The 19500-nt window shown below is 34.2% G+C and carries 15 protein-coding genes; 4 read left to right on the plus strand and 11 right to left on the minus strand.

What is annotated here, in order from left to right; all coding sequences use genetic code 11:
- Position 1: 1 nt before the first annotated feature.
- Complete coding sequence (locus tag ICJ84_RS07405) at positions 2-1129, minus strand: sialidase family protein (protein ID WP_188215734.1); 1128 nt, start codon at positions 1127-1129, stop codon at positions 2-4.
- On the minus strand, positions 1122-2303 hold the full coding sequence (locus ICJ84_RS07410; protein WP_188215735.1) for an AGE family epimerase/isomerase: 1182 nt from the start codon (positions 2301-2303) through the stop codon (positions 1122-1124). The genes ICJ84_RS07405 and ICJ84_RS07410 overlap by 8 nt, the downstream gene beginning before the upstream one ends.
- 117 nt (positions 2304-2420) lie before the next feature.
- Between ICJ84_RS07410 and ICJ84_RS07415 the strand changes: the two genes are divergently transcribed.
- On the plus strand, positions 2421-3140 hold the full coding sequence (locus tag ICJ84_RS07415) for a FadR/GntR family transcriptional regulator (RefSeq protein WP_188215736.1): 720 nt from the start codon (positions 2421-2423) through the stop codon (positions 3138-3140).
- Here ICJ84_RS07415 and ICJ84_RS07420 read toward each other — a convergent pair.
- The 4 genes from ICJ84_RS07420 to ICJ84_RS07435 all read right to left on the minus strand — a co-directional run bounded on the left by ICJ84_RS07420 (position 3130) and on the right by ICJ84_RS07435 (position 9451).
- A complete protein-coding gene (locus ICJ84_RS07420; RefSeq protein WP_188215737.1) occupies positions 3130-3585 on the minus strand; it encodes a YhcH/YjgK/YiaL family protein in 456 nt (151 codons plus the stop codon). The two genes, ICJ84_RS07415 and ICJ84_RS07420, sit on opposite strands and share 11 nt — an antisense overlap.
- Before the next feature lie 71 nt (positions 3586-3656).
- A complete protein-coding gene (locus ICJ84_RS07425; RefSeq protein ID WP_188215738.1) occupies positions 3657-4562 on the minus strand; it encodes a dihydrodipicolinate synthase family protein in 906 nt (301 codons plus the stop codon).
- A 116-nt stretch (positions 4563-4678) separates the two neighbouring features.
- Positions 4679-6184, minus strand: a complete 1506-nt coding sequence (locus ICJ84_RS07430) for a RagB/SusD family nutrient uptake outer membrane protein (protein WP_188215739.1) — start codon at positions 6182-6184, stop codon at positions 4679-4681.
- Between the two features lie 12 nt (positions 6185-6196).
- A complete protein-coding gene (locus ICJ84_RS07435; protein WP_188215740.1) occupies positions 6197-9451 on the minus strand; it encodes a SusC/RagA family TonB-linked outer membrane protein in 3255 nt (1084 codons plus the stop codon).
- Positions 9452-10122: 671 nt separating this feature from the next.
- On the opposite strand from ICJ84_RS07435, the gene ICJ84_RS07440 reads away from it, so the two are divergent.
- Complete coding sequence (locus ICJ84_RS07440) at positions 10123-10308, plus strand: hypothetical protein (protein WP_188215741.1); 186 nt, start codon at positions 10123-10125, stop codon at positions 10306-10308.
- Between the two features lie 144 nt (positions 10309-10452).
- On the opposite strand, the gene ICJ84_RS07445 is transcribed toward ICJ84_RS07440, so the two are convergent.
- Together ICJ84_RS07445 and ICJ84_RS07450 are read right to left on the minus strand one after the other, a co-directional pair.
- Positions 10453-11463, minus strand: coding sequence for an LLM class flavin-dependent oxidoreductase (locus ICJ84_RS07445; RefSeq protein WP_188215742.1), 1011 nt, complete (start codon positions 11461-11463; stop codon positions 10453-10455).
- A 90-nt stretch (positions 11464-11553) separates the two neighbouring features.
- On the minus strand, positions 11554-11934 hold the full coding sequence (locus tag ICJ84_RS07450; protein WP_188215743.1) for a winged helix-turn-helix transcriptional regulator: 381 nt from the start codon (positions 11932-11934) through the stop codon (positions 11554-11556).
- A gap of 160 nt (positions 11935-12094) precedes the next feature.
- Here ICJ84_RS07450 and ICJ84_RS07455 point away from each other — a divergent pair, with 160 nt between their 5' ends.
- On the plus strand, positions 12095-12937 hold the full coding sequence (locus ICJ84_RS07455) for an SDR family oxidoreductase (protein ID WP_188215744.1): 843 nt from the start codon (positions 12095-12097) through the stop codon (positions 12935-12937).
- Between the two features lie 112 nt (positions 12938-13049).
- Positions 13050-13874 carry a 4,5-DOPA-extradiol-dioxygenase gene (gene ygiD / locus ICJ84_RS07460; protein WP_455423513.1) on the plus strand — a complete coding sequence of 275 codons (825 nt, stop codon included), beginning with the start codon at positions 13050-13052 and terminating at the stop codon, positions 13872-13874.
- 95 nt (positions 13875-13969) lie between these two features.
- On the opposite strand, the gene ICJ84_RS07465 is transcribed toward ygiD, so the two are convergent.
- From ICJ84_RS07465 to ICJ84_RS07475, 3 genes are read right to left on the minus strand one after another with little or no spacing between them, the layout of a single operon-like run.
- A complete protein-coding gene (locus ICJ84_RS07465) occupies positions 13970-16081 on the minus strand; it encodes a glycoside hydrolase family 97 protein (protein WP_188215746.1) in 2112 nt (703 codons plus the stop codon).
- Between the two features lie 26 nt (positions 16082-16107).
- Positions 16108-17553 carry an alpha-amylase family glycosyl hydrolase gene (locus ICJ84_RS07470; RefSeq protein ID WP_188215747.1) on the minus strand — a complete coding sequence of 482 codons (1446 nt, stop codon included), beginning with the start codon at positions 17551-17553 and terminating at the stop codon, positions 16108-16110.
- A 13-nt stretch (positions 17554-17566) separates the two neighbouring features.
- On the minus strand, positions 17567-19450 hold the full coding sequence (locus ICJ84_RS07475) for a glycoside hydrolase family 13 protein (RefSeq protein ID WP_241748720.1): 1884 nt from the start codon (positions 19448-19450) through the stop codon (positions 17567-17569).
- Positions 19451-19500: the final 50 nt, after the last annotated feature.

Raw genomic sequence — 19500 nt, forward strand, 5'->3', positions numbered from 1 at the left:
ATTATGGATGTGTAAAGGCGTCTTTACCATCAGTTAACCACTCTAAAGAAAAACGGGCAAAATCATTTTTCGAGTATTCGTCTTTTTCAAAAAAGATACCTATCTCACCATTTTTTAGAATAGTTAAAGAAGAATAAGCTGATGATCCTGTATAAATTGTTTTTCCTTCACTCCAGGTTTTTCCTTCATCATAACTAATTCTTACAGTCATGTTAATTCTATTATTTTCAGATTTAGCATTTGAAAACAGTAATCTGTCCTTTTTAAATCCATCCTTTTTAGAAGTATATCTAATTATACTGGCATTGCATCCCGGATCTATTAAATCAGGAGCCGTTTTAGTTTCCCATGTTTGTCCTTCATCCTGAGATTTGTGAACATAGCGCATTCCTGTTTTATTCACTCTTGCGTTAATCATTAAAGTCCCGTCTACTAATTCTACAATCTTAGACTCATCCGCAGGCATAATAGGTGTAGAAATAAAATACCAGCTTTTGCCATGGTTGTCACTTCCAAAAACATGCAATCCTTTGTTTAAATTTACCATGGTATGAAGTAGTTTACCCGAACTGGTTTGAATACCTCTTCCTGAAGTGATAAATTTAAAATCGTTATGCCATTCAGGTTTCGCTATCTGAGATGTTATATCTTCAGGTTTAGACCAGGTTTTACCGTTATCGGAACTTTTTACCACATGCAGATAATAGACATCCCTTTCTGTTTCTAAATCCATGTAATTGTAAAACATAAATATATCACCAGTTTCTTTGTCAACAATCATTGATGGGTCTGACGCAGAGTATCCATCTGGAAAATTTACAACAGTTTCAATATCGGACCAGGTTTTTCCATTGTCCTGACTTCTTCTAACTATAATATTTATATCTCTGCTCCATTTTAAATCTCCGCATGAAGGCACTCTTTGATCTATTGCCGCAATTAAATCGCCATTAGGAGCTGTTACAATTGAAGGTATCCTGTAACACAATACTCCTTCCTCCATTCCTTTCTCAAATAAGGTAACAAATTCCGGCATCTGATTTCCTAAAGAAGTATTAACTTCCTTTACTTTCGTTCCACAGGAACTTAACAATACTAAACCTAGTATTAAAATACTTTTATTAATCATTTAATTTATTTTTTTGAATATTAGCTTCTATTTTTTCAAAAGATTTCCAACACTGGAACATGGCTCTAGGCACATGAAAACATCCTTTCCATTTTCCGCCCTTTAAATTTAATAATACTTCTCCTTGTCTGTTTAAATATCCAAACCATTCGCCATTTTCAGCATCTGAAAAGTGGCTCCAAGAATAGTCATGTACTTTTTTGTACCAATTAAAAACCTCATCTTTCTGAGTATGTTCGTAGGCTTTAGCTAAAGCCACTAAGGTTTCTAAATGAACCCACCATAATTTTTGATCCCACTCTAATTGCTGTAAAGGATACCCGCTTGCATCCATAAAGTAAAAAATACCGCCATAGTCTTTATCCCAACTGTGTTCCAGAATTCTAAGAATAGTCTCTGTTGCTCGATTTATTAATTTAGAATCGCGTTTTCTAACACCAATATCAATCATAAACCACATAGCCTCTATCCCGTGTCCTGGATTTAATAATCGTCCATTAAAGCTATTATCATGACTTCCATCGGGCTGCACATTTTCAAAAACTAAACCTGTTTTCTTATCCAAAAAGATTTCCATCACCTGATTAACACTATAATCAATAGTTTTATTAACTTCCTCAGAAGATAATACACCCTCAAGTTCTAATACTAAATTTGATAGTATCATAGGTAAAGAAAAACCAACTAAGGGTCTCGTCGAGGTATTTTTTTCATACTTCCCTTTTGGATTATCAATGCGTTGTAAAATATTGAAATAAGTAGTTTTGGCCAGTTCTTTTATTTCGTCATCATTTGTTGCAATGGCATATTGACTAAAAGCCATAGCTGCAAAACAATCTGAAAAAATATTATATGGCTGCACTAATGGCTCTCCTTTCTGAGTTACTGAAAAGTAAAAGTTCCCTTCTGTATCTCTTCCATAATTTCGTAAAAAATCAACTCCGCTTTTTGCAATCTCAAGCCATTTAGGATTCTTTTCAACCCTATTATATAACATAGAGAATGTCCAGGCTTGTCTTCCTTGAAGCCATATAAATTTGTCGGTATCGTAAACCTTGCCATTTCTATCTAAACACGTAAAATAACCACCATACTGTGTATCAATGGAGTACCTTTCCCAAAAAGGTAAAATATCTTTTAATAATGTATCTTTATAAAGTATGCTATAATTCATTTCAAAACTTTTAATCGGTAGCTATAAAAAAAATGTTATATTTGTTATTATGTATAACATAATACAAATTTAATAAAATAAAATTTATAATTTACATTTGTCATAAATTTATTCCCAATGAAAAAAGATTTGAATATTACACCTTTAAATACTCTTAGTTTAGTTGATAAAGTTGAAATGCGTATAAACGAGTACATAAAAAACAACAATCTTGAAGTTGGAGATGCCATACCCAAAGAACTTCAATTTGCCGAAGCTTTAGGTGTTAGCAGAACGGTTATAAGAGAAGCTCTTTCCAGATTGCGTACCATTGGTATTATTGAAACTAAGAAACATAAAGGAATGGTACTTTCTCATCCTGATTTTATTCAAAATTTTGAAAAGGTCATAGATTCAAACTTACTTGAAGACGAAACCCTAAAAGATATTTTTGAACTTCGGTTAATATTAGAAATGGGAATGGTTGATATTTTGTTTGCCAGAAAAACCGATGAGGATTTAAAGGAATTAGAAGAAATTGTGAATCGAATGGAATCCAATAATTCTGAATCTACTGTTTTTAAGTTAGAGAACGAAGTTGCTTTTCACGGAAAACTTTATGAAATGTCTGGAAATAAAACTTTACAACGTTTTCAAAACCTATTGTTACCTGTTTTTCAATATGTTCATGAGCACAAGTTACCTAACGCAGAACCATTTAAGTATTCGAAAAAATTCACAACTCATCGAGAATTATTAAACTTTTTAAAAGACGATAACATAAAAGCATTTCGAAAAGGATTATCTAATCACTTGGAGCCTCATTTAAACCGCGTTTTGGAAAAAGCTAAATCTTAACTTTTACGATTACCTTTTTTAAATCTGATATTTTATTAAATTCAATTTCAGGCAAATGGGTGTCATCGGGAAAAAAAATAGCAAACATTCCTTTTTCCATGGTTAATACGTTGTATGATGATTTATAAAGAGCATAATCATCTTCTAAATTGTATGCTTTTATAGGTATTTGTTTATTTAAAGTAGCAAAACCAATTTGCTCTGTTCCTTCAATTACATAATGTATATCTATGAACTTTTTATGAGCTTCTAACACATTTTTATGCTGAATGGCAGTTTTTGTTTTACATACTTTTATAATAGCATATACCTCATCTCCTTGAATGTTATATTTACCTGCCTTTAAACCTGAATAACCTCCTTTTTTCAAGTATTTCAAGGCAATATCCAAGTTTTTATGAGTTCCTTGATATAAGCTTATATTTTCAATTTTGTCTAAAATCATTTTTCTTATTCTTAATAAAAAACCCAAGTAATTAATATTAATTGCTTGGGTTTTTAAATACTAACAATCAACTATTTGCCTAAAAACTCAGATAAGCCAATCTTTTCAAGTTCTTTTTTAATATCATCATAAACTTCATTCGAAACATTAGAATGCGGAAATCTACTTGGTCCACAATCGATACCATACGTTTTCATAAAACCTTTAGCAACCCCATTAAATCCTCCTTTACTATCCAAAATTTCAACAAAACGAATTGCTTTAGTCTGTAACTGAGCTGCCTTTTGCATTTGTCCTGCTTCAAACAATTCTTTTATTTTATAGTATAATGATGGAATATGATTGTAGGTACTACCTACCCACCCTTTAGCCCCCAAAGGAAGACTTGAAAGAAAGATTTCATCGAAACCAAATAATATATTATACTTTCCGTCTTCAAAGTTTTTGGAATGTAAATAATCGATTAAATTATTGTTCGTAAATTTTATTCCTGCAAAAGTTGGAATTTCCCTAGGAGCAATTTTTAAAAACTCAATCATATTTAAGTTAGCTCCACTTAATACTGGTATATGATAATAATAAAAGGGTAATTTTGGAGCACAAGCTGCAACTTCCTTACAGTATTGCACCAATTTATCTATACTATTCAACCTAAAATAATAAGGCGCTAATACTGCTATGGCATCAACCTTATCCGATGCATAAGTCGCTAATTCCTTTGACACTTTTAAACTAGGATCTCCTACATGATCTATCAAATACAAATCTGACGACTTATTTTCAGACCAAGCTAAAGTTAATGCTTTGCGCTCTTCGGTGGATAATGAGACAAAATCACCTGTAGACCCATTCATGAATACTCCCGAGACCTTATTATTTATTAAAAATTGAGCATAATCTTTTATGACTCCTGTATTCAATGAACCATCCTGATGCATTGGGGCATATGTAGCCGCTATTAAATTCTCTATCTTCATTTTTTATACCTAATTAATGCTATTCTTATAATCAAAACAGTAAATTAAAGAGGGTTCAGGCCAAACCTTAACCCTCTTTTTGGTCACTAACTCAATTACAATTAACCAAACTAAACTTACTCTATATATCCTGTTGTTTGTTGCAACAATGGATTTCTCCCAATCATGTCATTTGTGATTGGTAGTACTAACTTATACTCATCGCCAGTACTTAAAAAACTAATATTATCTATTACAAAACTGTTACCTGCTCTACGCAAATCCCACCAACGCTTTCCTTCGCCTATAAATTCTTTATAACGCTCATTTAAAATGGCATTGGTATTATTCACTTTAGTGCTATTTGTGTAGGCGTGAATTAATGGATTATAATTATCGCCATAGGCTCTTTCACGAATTTGGTTTATCTCGGATGAAGGATCTTCTCCCAGTAAGTTTTTGGCCTCTGCCAGAAGTAAAACTACATCGGCGTAACGATAAAGAGGGACATCATTTTCAAAAATGCGTTCTGATCCTTTAACAACACCAAGAAACTTGTTAAATATTGACCCAAAGTATTTTGATTCGTCGTAAGAAGAATACCCTAGTCCACCATTATCATCTGTATATAACCTTATAAAGGTCGCATCCTTTCTACCATCATCATTATCATCCAGGAGTAAAATTGTTTTTTCAGACTGTCCATATCTATTGGCTCCAGCAATAACAAAATCACTCATTGAGGCTCCCATATCATTATACTGAACATTAATCTCTGTACTTCTTCCTGTAAGACTGTTATAAATATTAGAAGCTTCGTCTTGCTTATACTGAATGGCAAAAATAAATTCATTATTAGCTTCGTTTTCAACACCCCATAAACTTGATAGGGGTTCTAGTTCGATACCTAATGATGCGATTTGCTGTAATGCCGCTTTAGCTTCAGTAAAATCAGCGTTACCACCACCTAAAAGGTTACCTGACCAAATGTACACGTCTCCCTTAAGTGCTAATGTAGCTGGCTTAGACCAGTAAATTCTCTGTCCTTCAAAAAAACTATTATCAGACCCAAAAGCAGATAAAGATGATGCTATATCAGATTTTATTTGAGCCATTACATCAGTTTGAGAAGAACGAGGCTTACTTAAAGCTGACGCATCAACTGTTGTTAGTGGTTCTAAAATAATAGGCACATCTCCCCATGTTTTTAACAAAGTATAGTAATACAGCGCTCTTAAGCCGTAGGCCTGTCCTAACAAATGGTTTTTATCTGCTTCATTAATAAAACTTACATTTGGCACATTCTTAAGAAAGTCATTTATTCTGTGAATATTTGTATACAAACCTGCCCAGCCTCCAAAAGGAGCTGTTGAAACAGTTATATTTGATTCGATTAAAGCTTCATTTGCCGGAGATTCATAGGTTCTTCCTCCCCAAATATCACTTCTCATTTCTCCTAACAACCATAAGTTGCCAGCTGTAGATCTTAAATTTGCATACATTCCTGTTTGAGCAGTTCTTGCTCCTTCCTCTGTATCCCAAAAACCTGCCGCTGTTAATTGACTTGGACTTGTTAAATCTAATTCACTTTCACAAGCGCTGAATGTCATCACAGCTATTAATATATATAAATACTTCTTCATCTTTTTTTTTATTTAAAATGTTACATTTAGTCCTACCGTAAATGTTCTAGGTACAGGAAATTCACCATACTGTACTCCACCAACTTCAGGTGTGTCTCCGCTCATACTTTTAAAATAATGTAAGTTGGAACCAGTTACATAAATGTTAAGTCTTTTAATTACATCTTTAAAATATTCAGTTGGAATATTATAGCTTAATGTAATTTCTCTCAACGCCAAGTAATCTCCTTTTTCCCAGAATTGTGAGTTACCTTCGGTTTGTAAACTACCAGCTCCTTCATTACCTCTCCAAACATTTTTAGAGCCATTAACAAATACAAAACGAGGCCAGTTTGTATCAGTATTATCTGGGGTCCAAGAATCTAAAACCTCAATTGGTTGTTCAAGATTCCCTTGGGTTTGCCCATAACCTTTTGCTCTAATATGATTCCAGACTAAATGTCCTGTAGCAAAATCAGTTTTCACAAATAAATTGAAGTTTTTATATGCTAAACTTGTAGTGAAACCTCCTACAAAATCAGGAGTTGTACGACCTATAACTTTTCTATCCAGGTTATTTATTACCCCATCTCCATTTTGGTCTACCCATTTTACATCTCCCGCCCAACGTTTGTTTCGGCTTGCTGCAGGCATGTATTCATCTGTAATGGCATTATCGGCATCAGCTTCAGCTTGTGTAGCATAAATTTTTTCTTGTTCAAAAGCAACTACTAAATCACCACCATAACGTTTACCTTCCTGTAATCCGCCTACCCATTCTTCTTGTTGTGTTTTTGGATTCCAGATCAAAGTTCCTCCTTGTCTATTAAAATCATTATCGTTATCAGGTAGACTTACAACGTAATTTCTATTTGAAGTAAATGTGGCTCCAAAATTCCAGGTTAAATCATCAGTTCTAATAATATCAGCATTTAACTGTAACTCAATACCCCTATTTCTTAAAGTTCCATTATTGGTTAAAATTGAACCAAAACCTGTATAATATGGTAGTAATTGATTTGCCAATTTATCTTCAATATCTCTAGAATAAACATCTGCAATTAATGATAATCTACTATCAAAAAATGACACATCAAGACCAGCATTTAATGTTGTTGACTTCTCCCAAACTAAATCCAGTGTTGGTAATGAAGAATTGGCATAACCTGTTTGTCCATTATAAACTCCTTGCTCTCCGTAAGAACCGTAAACTCCGTAATTACTTAATACATCAAGATTACCGTTTACACCATAACTTAATCTAGGCTTTAAACTAGAAATAACATTGCTTATTGAACCGTTTTGAAAAAATGCTTCGTTATGGGCATTCCATCCTAAAGATAACCCTGGAAAGAACCCGAATTTTTCGTTTCCTAAACGTGAGGAGCCATCATTTCTGAAGGTAAATCCAACTAAATATTTATTATCAAAATCGTACAATAATCTACCAAAAGCAGACACAATTACATATTCGGTTTCTGAAGTTGATGGAATACCGTCGGCTTCTGCTCCAGCATTTAATGTTTCTATTAAATCAGTTGGTGAGTTTCTTGTTGCTGCCGAAGATGCGAAATAATTATCTTTAAAATATTCTGTTCCAACCAAGGCATTAACATTGTGATTTCCAAAACTTTTCATATAATTTAAAGTTCCTGTTAACTGATTCCTTAATGTTCTTCCGAGTGAAACTCCAGCTCCTCTGGTTGTTATAAGAGGACCTGTGGTACTACCTGTTCTGTAAGCTCTATTAAAACTTTCGTTATGATTATTTATAGTGAAATGACTTCCATTTACGGAAAGCTTCAAATCATCAATAATCTTCCAATCTAATCCCACCGATGCCGATAAACGCTGTTCTAAATTTTTTCTAACAAACTTATCTTGATAATACAGCGGATTACCAAAACCTTGATTTGTACCTACAGCATATTGATCAGACCATGTACCGTCTGGATTACTATCAAAAGTTCTTGATGTTGAAGCCTGACCTTGAAATCTTCTAAAAACGGTATCTTCACCACCTAACGGGCTCTGATTTAAATTTGAATGAGAGTATAAAATATTAGAATTCACCTTTATACTTTCATTGATATTATACGATCCACTAAACTTTCCAGAATATCTTTTAAATCCGGACCCCAAAACCAAACCATCATTATCAAGTAAACCTAAGCCTAAATAATATGTTCCATTTTCATTTCCACCATCAAAAGACAAATAATGATCCTTTGTTTCACTATTTTGATAAATACGGTCACCTACATTTTTGTTATCATAAAATAAAATGCTTCGTGAAGGATTTAATATATCTGGAATTGAACTCCATCCTGGTTGATTTAGTAAATATTCATTACTAGAAGTTAGAAGCTGTGTTGTATAAGGATCGTTAGTTGTATTATTTCCTGTTGCTGCTCCATTTTTACCATCTAAAAATGCGCCAAATGCACCAGCATTGTTAGCGACTTCTCTATACCATGCAATACCTTGTCTGTTATAATTTATATGATCGGCTGCTCCAATATATTTTTGATCATCTCTTTCATGATTGGTACTATACTTGTACTTATAATTTATGGAAGACTTACCTACTTTTCCTGTTTTGGTGGTTACTAAAATTACACCATTTGCAGCCCTTGCTCCATAAATAGCTGTTGCAGCAGCATCTTTTAACACTTCAATAGACTCAATATCATCTGAGTTTAAAGCATAAAATGAACTAGGAATTCCATCCACTAAAATTAAAGGTGAATCATTACCGCTAAAATTGGTTCCTCCACGTAAAACAATAGAAGGTGTCGCACCCGGTTGTCCTGTAGTATTTGTTACACGTAAACCAGCAATAGTTCCTTGCAATGCAGTTGCAGCATTAGATCTTGTCGATGTTTCAAGTATTTCTGTATCTAATTTAGACACCGAGGTTGTTAAAGTTGTTCTGGTTTGTTGGCCATAACCAGTAATTACAACCTCGTTAAGCATTGCGACATCTGCCTTTAAGACAACATTAATTACTGCCGTAGAAGCAACAGTAATCTCGCTAGCTGTAAAACCAACATAAGTAACAACTAATACATCTCCCGCTTTAGCTTCAATAGAATAATTTCCATCAAAATCGGTAGTTGCACCTCTTTGTGTTCCCTTTACAATAACAGTCGCTCCTGGCAAAGGAATATTATCTCCCTCAGAAACAACTTGTCCTGTAATTACTTTTTCTTGTCCAAAACTTAAAATCGGAAAATTTAAAAGCAATAAAAATATCATACACATGATATTAAAGTCTCTTTTTTTCATACTTAGTAATTTGATTAGTTAAAATATCATAACAGTATTATGTAATACATAATGCAATTTTATAATAAATTTTTAAGAATCCAAGTATAAATTTTCTAAAAAGGTTAAAAAATTGACTTTTGTAAAAAAAAAGAGGTGTTAAACAGATAAATTACTTACATATAAATATTCCTAAATTAAATTAAGTCGATAATAATTAAGAATTTAGACCTAGACCAATTTATCCCAAGAACATGCGCATATAGAATTTATATTCTTTTATTATAAAAATCAAATAACCCAAACAGAAATGGTTATATCATAAATAAAATCGAAGAAATAATGTATGAAAACAAAGATTTCTTATTTCGACGTTAACAACTAAGGTTGTTTATGAGTATTAATTTAATTTCAAGAAAAACCTAAACCTTTTATTGAAAATTAATTTAGAGTGGCAGAAGTGGATAAATTATATTTCTTAAATTGCTTAATATTAAAATATTAAAAAGTTAACACAAACCTGAACACGTTTGTGAACACGATTATAAGAAATTGGGCTCTGTGAACCCCAATAAATGTGTTTTAGTGAACACGATTGTTGAGTTCATAACCCGGAAGTCGCGGGATCGTGCCCCGCTCTCGCTACAAAATGTAATCAATTAACGATTTAGGTTTTCTAAACCGTTTTTTTTATGTCTTATCTAAATGAATTTCTTACATTTGATTTCAAAAGTGAACACGTTTTTGAACACGATTTGGAACACGATTTGAGTAAAAGCCCCCAATTTTCAACCCCAAAAATCTATACAGCTAACGGCAATTTAGACAAGCGTTGGTATGTTTATTTTTCATTCCGTAATCCTGTAACAGGAAATTAGAGCGAATGAAAAACATCTATGGTATAGCCAATACGTATAAAAAGAAAGAAGATCGGCTTTCCACTTCCTAAATCTAAAAGAACAGACTTATTTCACTAATAAAACTAAAAAAAATCAACCTATTAACTAAACAGACTCTTACAATCAAATATTATTCATTTCTCTCATAACCTCCGAAAAACGTTCAACCGAATACAATCTATCATTTACATCATATACATTTGTAGAAACAATTAATTCATCTGCCTGAGTTTGCTCCAAGAAAGCTTTTACTTTCTCCTTAACCGTTTCTTTACTTCCTATGAAACTGTATTTAATCATATTCTGGATTTGAGGGTGCTGAATAATCTCTTCCAAATCTGACGTCATTTCTGTTGGAGGATTCAAATAGTCGCGCTTGCCGGTAAACATCCCTATAATCATTCTTAAAGACGAGGTAAATAAGCGTTTTGCTTCTGCATCGGTATCAGCAATAATAACATTAACCCCAGCAATTACATAAGGCGAATCCAAATCTACCGAAGGTTTAAACTGGCTTCTATAAATCGCTAAAGCTTCATCTAAATATGCCGTTGCAAAATGACTCGCAAAAGCGTATGGCAATCCTTTTTTAGACGCCAAATGTGCGCTGTCGGTACTGCTTCCTAAAATATATATAGGCACTTCCACCCCTTCAGCAACAACCGCCCTTACTTTTGCAGATTCATTCTGTTTTGAAAATAACATTTGAATTTGCTCCACATCATTAGGAAACGAATGTGACGCCTGTAAAAAATCAGATTTTATAGCTAACGCCGTATCTCGATCTGTACCCGGAGCTCTACCCAATCCTAAATCAATTCGATTGGGATACAAATTCCCTAAGGTTCCAAATTGCTCAGCCACAACTAAAGGCGAATGATTTGGCAGCATCACTCCGCCCGATCCTACACGAATTACAGATGTCATTTCTGCAATATGACCTATTAAAACCGTAGGCGCATTACTTCCTACAGCCATCATATTATGGTGTTCTGCAAACCAGATGCGTGTATATCCCAACTCTTCAGCTTTCTGCGCCAATTTAACCGAATTAGCATAAGTTTGTTGAACAGATTGTCCTTTGGATATTAATGCTAATTCTAAAATAGAATACGCTGTTTGTTTTGAATTCATAGTCTTACAATCTCCTTTTCAATAGATTTTATCTGTTGCAAAGTTCATGAAATTAAAACGAAACATGGTGGTAAACTCAGATTTAACATGTTACTTCCGTGTCACCAACTCATAATGTTTCCTTGAGGTTTTAATGGCATTGATATGTGTTTTAGACCAATCTACCAAATTATGAATCAACGGTAAAAGCGATTGTGCTCTCGCTGTTAACTCATATTCAACTTTTGGCGGAACTTGCGGATAAATGGTGCGTTTCACTAATCCATCAGCCTCCAGGCTCTTTAATGTAACACTCAACATTTTTTGAGATATCGTGGAGATATAAGTATGCAACTCGTTAAATCGTAGCACCTGTTGTTCTTCTAAAACCAGCAGAACTAATAAAGTCCATTTATTTCCAATACGATCCAACACATTTCTCACCGGACATTCATCTACATTACTATATTTTTTTAATATTTCTTGATCCATAGCATTTTGATTATCATAAAAACTAACCTAAACGTAAGTATCCAACTCAAACGTAACCTATTGCAAATAAAATAATTATATTATATATTTGACTTACTAAAAGTTAGTTAAATACTTTTATAAATCAAATATACAATAGAAATCTTAATAAACATAAATTATGAAAATAGGAATAACAGGAGCTACTGGTCAATTAGGTCAACTTGTAGTTGAAGAACTTAAAAAAAGAGAAAATAGTGATCATCTTGTAGCGCTGGTTCGTTCAACAGAAAAAGCTAAAGGATTAGGAATTGAGGCTTGTGAGTTTGACTATAACAATCCTGAAAGTTTAGAAAGAGCCCTTCTCGACATTGATCGTTTAGTTTTTATTTCGGCCAATGAAATTGGACAACGAGCAAGACAACATAAAAACGTGATAGATGCTGCTAAAAAATCTAACGTAAATTGGGTGGTTTACACAAGTCTTCTTCGTGCTGACACCTCTACTTTAAGTTTAGCAGGTGAACACTTGGCTACAGAACAAGAACTTAAAAATTCAGGTCTAGACTTTACTATCCTACGTAATGGCTGGTATACCGAAAATTACACAGCGTCTATACCTAGTGCTATTCAAAATGGAGCTTTTATTGGTAGTGCCGGAGATGCGAAAATTTCGTCAGCTGCTCGATTAGATTATGCTGAGGCTCTAGCTATAGTTATTAGCGATGAAAACAATAAAGGAAAAACATTTGAACTTGCCGGAGATAAAAGTTACACCTTAACCGATTTGGCTTCTGAAATCTCTAAACAAACAGGAAAAGAGATCCCTTATAAAAACTTACCAGAAGAAGCATACGCTGGTATTTTATTGCAAGTAGGACTTCCAGAGGGTTTAGCTAAAGGACTAGCCAATTGGGATGTCTCGGCTTCAAAAGGCGATTTATTCGAAGCCAATCATCAACTTTCTAATTTGTTAGGAAGACCAACAACACCTTTAGCCAAATCAATAAGTGAGGTTTTATAAATCAGTAAAAGGATTCTGCTTTTTTGGAATCCTTTTTTATAACTTCCTTTTTAAAATGGATAGAAAAAACTTCTTAAAATCCTTGGCTGTATTGCCTCTAATTGGCTCAAGTATGAATTTAAAAGATTTAGATAAAATGACCTCTTCCATGAATAATACAGAAAAAATGCCTGTATTATTTCTTGGTCACGGAAGCCCGATGAATGCTATTGAGGAAAATGAATTTGTTCAAAATTTCAGAAAATTAGGTCAGGAACTTACCAAACCAAATGCCATTTTATGCATCTCTGCTCACTGGGAAACACGTGGAACTTTTGTAACTACCATGCAAAACCCACCAACCATTCACGACTTTGGAGGGTTTCCGCAAGAGTTGTTTGACGTGCAGTACCCGGCTCCCGGAAGCCCTGAATTGGCTCAGGAAACAAAAAAACTAATTACTAAAACCGAAGTTGGTTTAGACAAAAAATGGGGTCTTGATCATGGCGCATGGAGTGTTATTAAACACCTCTACCCTAACGCTGATATTCCGGTAATTCAGATGAGTATTGATTATACGCAATCTCCTAAAGATCATTACGAACTTGCACAACAGCTTAATAAATTAAGGCACAAAGGCGTATTGATTGTTGGAAGTGGAAATATGGTACACAATCTGCGTATGGTAGCTTGGAATAGATTAAATGAAGAATATGCTTATGACTGGGCCACTGAGGCTAATGAAAAAATGAAAACCTTTATTTTAGATAACGATCATGATAGTCTTATCAATTTCAGGTCACAAGGTAAAGCTTTCGATTTGGCTATTCCAACACCCGAACATTATTTACCACTACTTTACACTTTAGCTTTAAAAGAAGAAAACGAAAAAGTAACTTTATTTAACGATAAACCAGTAGCTGGATCATTAACCATGACCTCATTAAAAATAGATTAGAATTTATTTTAATTGAATCAAAAAAAAAAAAGCGGCTTGAATCTCAAGCCGCCCTTTATTATGATATTAATACTTTTCGTCCCTTCAAAATCTTCCTATTCTTCCATAATACTTATAGCATAACCACCACCTTCTACACTATTTAATGATAACTTCGTCTTATTAGTCACTTTCATTTTTCTTATCGTGTAGGCCTGCGGATTCGTTTTATAATTAGCATCCTTAGCATCGGCATAAATGGTTGCTGTATATTTTTTATCCTTATCCAGGAAGTCTAATGAGATATTAGATTCTCGGGTTTGTTTTCCATTAACATTACCCACAAACCAATTGTTTGTACCTTTAGCTTTTCTTGCAATGGTGATATAGCTTCCTGGTTCTGCTTCTAAATACACACTTTTATCCCAGTCAACCGCAACATCTTTTATAAACTGAAAAGCATCTAAAAACTTATTGTAGTTTTCAGGTAAATCAGCTGCCATTTGCAACGGGCTGTACATAGTAACATAAAGCGCCAACTGATTGGCTATAGTACTATTAACATGAGAATTGTTATTCGGATTTAATTTACTGATATCCATTTCGAAAATACCAGGAGTATAATCCATTGGTCCACCTATTAAACGGGTAAAAGGTAATACTGTAACATGATTAGGCTTCGATCCTCCAAAGGCCTGATACTCGGTACCACGAGCTGATTCATTACCTATTAAATTTGGATATGTTCTGGCTATTCCTGTTGGTCTAACCGCTTCATGAGCATTTACCATAATCTCATAATCAGCTGCTTTTTCAATAGCATATTGGTAGTGATTAATCATCCATTGGCTGTAATGATTCTCTCCTCTTGGTAAAATATCCCCAACATAACCACTTTTAACCGCATTGTAACCATGATCTTTCATAAACTGATAGGCTGCATCCAAATGTCTTTCGTAGTTTCTAACGGAAGAAGATGTTTCGTGATGCATAATCATTTCAACTCCTTTAGATTTTGCGTAAGCTTGAATTTCGTCTACATTAAAATCAGGGTATGGCGTTACAAAATCGAATACATAATCTTTGGAGTGTCCAAACCAATCCTCCCAGCCAACATTCCAACCTTCTACTAAAACGCCATCAAAACCATGTAAAGCGGCAAAATCAATGAGTTCTTTTACGCGCTTGTTGGTCGCTCCATGTGTTCCATTAGGAGTAGCTGTACCATATTCAGTCACTCCCAATTTCACAGCTTTAAAATCGTTTGTATATGCCCATGAACTTTTTCCGGTAATCATTTCCCACCAAACACCTACATACTTCACAGGTTTAATCCATGACGTATCCTCTAAAACACATGGATCATTTAAATTATAGGTCATACGTGATGCTAAAATATCTCTGGCATCGTCACTAACCATAACGGTACGCCAAGGCGTATTGGCTGGAGCAATCATATAAGGTTTTGTACCTTGTACATCGGGAGTTAGCCAAGCGTTAAAGACCATATTTTCATCATCTAATTCCAAATGCAATACGGAATAATCTATTAAAGCGGCTTCATGAATATTAATATATATACCGTCATCGGTTTTCATCATTAATGATGTTTGAACGCCTGTTGAAGAAAACGACTTTTGCGACAGGTTTTCGGTAATCGATTTATCCATCAATTCTCGAATTTCAGACAAACGAGATTCAGTATAATCGTATTCCTGAGTATCATAATCTCCCGGAATCCAAAATGCTGTATGATCTCCAGTCATAGCAAACTGTGTTTTTTCATCTTCAATGATGAAATGACCCAGATTAGGTTGTTCAGGAAATTCATAACGAAATCCCACTCCTTCGTCAAACACTCGTAAACGGATATTCATTAAACGTCCCGTTGACTCCTGTTTTAACTTGACAAGCATCTCATTATAGTGATTTCTTATTTCACTTTCTTCTCCCCAAACTGGTTTCCAAGTCTCGTCAAATGTTGATGTTTCAGAGTCTAAAATTATAAAACCATTATCCAGATTTTCAGATTCCTTAAGCGTAAATCCGAGTTTACTGGATTTTATAACAGCTTTATCTTTGAAAAATAATTGGTAGCTCGGTGTTCCGTTTGAGTTTATAGAAATCTCTAAAACTACATCGCCATCAGGCGAAGAAAGTTGCTGTGCTATTACCTCAAAACAGGTAAGTAGGGTTAGCAACAGGATATAGATACTCTGCCTCTTCATGCTTATTTTGTTTAGTTAGTTATTTATTATTTACCTATTAGAATTTTATATTCCCAAGGTTTTAATGTTAGCTGATTAGCTTGTTTTAATTCTGAAATCGTACCAGTGTTAAAATCTGTAAACTGTCCTGTTATAGGTACATTAACTTCTTGTTCTGCTTTTGAAAAATTACCAATGAAAACCAATTTATCTTGTTCTTTGTGTCGTTCCAAAACCAAAACATCTTTATTTTCAACATTTATAATATTAAGTCCTGCAGAAACTTTACCTCCATTTAAGGCCTTATTGGTATTTTTAAGCTTACCTAATTCCTCTAATACATTCCAGGTTTCACCTTTTGTTTTCGGGATAGAATCTTTTTCAAAAAATTTTAAACGGTAATCTAAACCATATTCCTGACCCGAATAAATTAACGGCATGCCCGGCATTATATAAGTTAGGGCCGTCATTAAATTAGAAGCCTCACCTAAGCGTTCTTTTACGGTTCCATTCCATGAATTTTCATCGTGATTGGTCACAAAATTCATTAAAATATCATCCGATTCATATTCCGTTTTGATTTTGTCTATATAAGTTTTTATATCACTTACATTCATTTTTCCCTGAGCCACTTCATTCAAAATATGATGAAACTCCCAGCCATAAGCCATATCGAATAAATTAGCTTTTAAAAGTTCAGGCTGAGATGCCTCAGCTAACATAAAAATGTCCTTTTTTGCTCTCAACTCAGGAATAGCCTGCATCCAAAAATCGGTTGGCACATTACTTGCCACATCACAACGGAATCCGTCAACGTTTTCTTCGGTAATCCAATAACTCATATCGGCAATCATTTCCTTTCGCATCTCAGAATTATCATAGTTTAAATCAGCCACATCGCCCCACCCCCAAGATTCACCTGTATCAGGATTAATAGGATCGATAATCTCGCCCTTATCATTTTGCGTGTAATAATCCGGGTGATTTTTTATCCATTCGTGATCCCAACCTGTGTGATTAGGCACCCAATCCAAAATCACGTAAATATCATTATCGTGAGCGGTTTTTATCAGGTTTCTGAAATCTTCTATGGTTCCGAATTCCGGATTTATTTTGGTATAATCTGAAACCGCGTAATAGCTCCCTAACATTTTGGCTCGTTCAGCTTTATCTTCAATTTTATAAGCAAAATCACCTCCTGTAGCTTTTCTATTGGTTTCTGAAATAGGAAACACCGGCATCAACCAAATGATTTTAACGCCTAATTGTTTTAACTGCGGAATATCTTTTGTAAATGCTTCAAACGACCCTTCTTTAGAATACTGACGAATATTAGCTTCATAAATCACAGCAGATTCTAAAACTTCATTATTGATGGGCGCAAGCACCTTTACTTCCTGAGAAATTTCAGTTTCCTGCACAACCTCTTTCTTTTCATTTTTACAGGAAATGAATACAATTAAGGCTGGTACCAATAACATTATTTTTTTCATTATCTCTTATTTTTTAGTTTTTAATTTTAGTTGAAAACAGCGTGACACCATTAGAATTAATTGCTACCAAATCGCCCCAAACACTAACCTCTTCACTAATTATGTTTTTAATGTTTTTCCCTCTTAAACCGAGCTCATAAAACCTTGATGTAGATAAACTTGTCTCGTTAGATTTATTTAGAATAATAGCAACAACCTCATCTTCTAACACTCGAAACAATACATAAACTCCTTTTTCAGGAGCAAAATGAATAGTCTTACCTTCATGAATAGCTTTACTGTGTTTTCTATAATTCACCATTTTTTTAACAAACTGCTGCATATCTATTTGAGCTGTTGTTAAACCCTCTCCCGTGAATGCATTTATGGTATCACCCTGCCAACCACCTGGAAAATCGGTTCGAATTAATCCGTGATCGCCGGGCTTTTCAGTGTCATTCATTAAAATCTCGGTACCGTAATAAAACTGTGGTATTCTTGGCATCAGAAACATATACCCCAAAGCCATTTTTACCTTTTCAGCATTGTCATGAACCTGAGTACTAATACGACTCATATCGTGATTATCAGCAAAAATTAGAATGTCTTTTGGAGAAGCATAATAAAAATCGTTAGCCAAACCCTCGTAGATTTTAATAAGTCCCGTATCCCAGCCTTCTTCTTCATTTAACCCATTAACTATCTGACCTTGCATCGCGAAATCCATCGGAGATTTTAAATTAGAATCGTAACCATCACGATTATTCGCACCTTCCTGCCAATACCCAATAATCAACGGATTAACACTCCACTCCTCGCCTACAATAGAAAAATTAGGATATTCACTCATGATAGCTCCCGCCCAACGACTCATAAAATCTTTATCAGAATACGGATAAGTATCCTGACGAATACCACCTAATCCGGCCGTTTCAATCCACCAAATACTATTTTGAATAATGTACTTAGCCATAAACGGATTCTTCTGATTTAAATCAGGCATAGACGGCACAAACCAACCATCACTCATCTCCTGTTTATCTTTTACTGATGCGTAAGGATCTTGATTACTGGTACGTCTGTGATTAGAATTGGTTAAATGTTCTTTATTTTCAAAAGTTTTCTGTTGATTTACCCAATTGGAAAATGGTAAATCTTTCATCCACCAATGTTCTGCCCCACAGTGATTAGCTACCTGGTCCATGATTAGTTTAATACCTTTTTCACTTGCTTCTTCTGACAATTCCAAATAATCTTCAAAAGTTCCAAATCGCGGATCTATTTCGTAAAAATTGGTCATTGCATAGCCATGATAAGAGCTTTCGGGCATATCGTTAGTAGGTAACGGACAAGGCCAAATGACGGTAAACCCTAAATCTTCAATATAATCCAAATGATTGGTAATGCCTTTAATGTCACCGCCATGTCTGGCGTAATCATTGCTTCTGTCGATTGTTTGTTCTAAGAGATTTTTATTGATATCGTTTGAAGAATCTCCATTTGAAAATCGGTCTGGGGTGATTAAATAAATAGCATCCGAACTGTTGAACCCCATATAATCCTCAGAAGGCTTTACTCTAGATTTCAACTCATAAGTTTGATGCTTTTCTTCACCGTTTTCAAACTTAAAATCGATGTTGAATTTTCCAGGCTTGGTCTGCTCATCAATTTGCAAATCAATAAACAAATAATTCCGACTTTCACCTTTATGAACAGCTTCTATCTTAACTCCTGAGTAATTAATTTCAGGATGAGCCAAGGAAATACCCGGACTTTTCACAAGTAATTGCAAATCCTGATTTTTAAACCCTACCCACCAGTTTAAAGGCTCTATGCGTTCTACGTCGTTAAATTCTGAAATCATAACTTCGGTATAAGATACTATTTCTTTTTCCTCTTTTTGATGCTTACAGGCCATATTTAACATTAGGACACACAGAACAAAACATGGTTTTAACAAACGATATG

Source organism: Aestuariibaculum suncheonense (genome assembly GCF_014596935.1).
GTDB lineage: Bacteria > Bacteroidota > Bacteroidia > Flavobacteriales > Flavobacteriaceae > Aestuariibaculum > Aestuariibaculum suncheonense.

Coding starts and splice junctions, on each gene's coding strand:
- ICJ84_RS07465 (WP_188215746.1), bottom strand. CDS start 16,081: ATGAAGAGGCAGAGTATCTATATCCTGTTGCTAACCCTACTTACCTGT.
- ICJ84_RS07470 (WP_188215747.1), bottom strand. CDS start 17,553: ATGAAAAAAATAATGTTATTGGTACCAGCCTTAATTGTATTCATTTCC.
- ICJ84_RS07440 (WP_188215741.1), top strand. CDS start 10,123: ATGTCTTATCTAAATGAATTTCTTACATTTGATTTCAAAAGTGAACAC.
- ICJ84_RS07430 (WP_188215739.1), bottom strand. CDS start 6,184: ATGAAGAAGTATTTATATATATTAATAGCTGTGATGACATTCAGCGCT.
- ICJ84_RS07475 (WP_241748720.1), bottom strand. CDS start 19,450: ATGGCCTGTAAGCATCAAAAAGAGGAAAAAGAAATAGTATCTTATACC.
- ICJ84_RS07405 (WP_188215734.1), bottom strand. CDS start 1,129: ATGATTAATAAAAGTATTTTAATACTAGGTTTAGTATTGTTAAGTTCC.
- ICJ84_RS07455 (WP_188215744.1), top strand. CDS start 12,095: ATGAAAATAGGAATAACAGGAGCTACTGGTCAATTAGGTCAACTTGTA.
- ICJ84_RS07420 (WP_188215737.1), bottom strand. CDS start 3,585: ATGATTTTAGACAAAATTGAAAATATAAGCTTATATCAAGGAACTCAT.
- ICJ84_RS07445 (WP_188215742.1), bottom strand. CDS start 11,463: ATGAATTCAAAACAAACAGCGTATTCTATTTTAGAATTAGCATTAATA.
- ICJ84_RS07450 (WP_188215743.1), bottom strand. CDS start 11,934: ATGGATCAAGAAATATTAAAAAAATATAGTAATGTAGATGAATGTCCG.
- ICJ84_RS07415 (WP_188215736.1), top strand. CDS start 2,421: ATGAAAAAAGATTTGAATATTACACCTTTAAATACTCTTAGTTTAGTT.
- ICJ84_RS07410 (WP_188215735.1), bottom strand. CDS start 2,303: ATGAATTATAGCATACTTTATAAAGATACATTATTAAAAGATATTTTA.
- ygiD (WP_455423513.1), top strand. CDS start 13,050: ATGAATTTAAAAGATTTAGATAAAATGACCTCTTCCATGAATAATACA.
- ICJ84_RS07435 (WP_188215740.1), bottom strand. CDS start 9,451: ATGAAAAAAAGAGACTTTAATATCATGTGTATGATATTTTTATTGCTT.
- ICJ84_RS07425 (WP_188215738.1), bottom strand. CDS start 4,562: ATGAAGATAGAGAATTTAATAGCGGCTACATATGCCCCAATGCATCAG.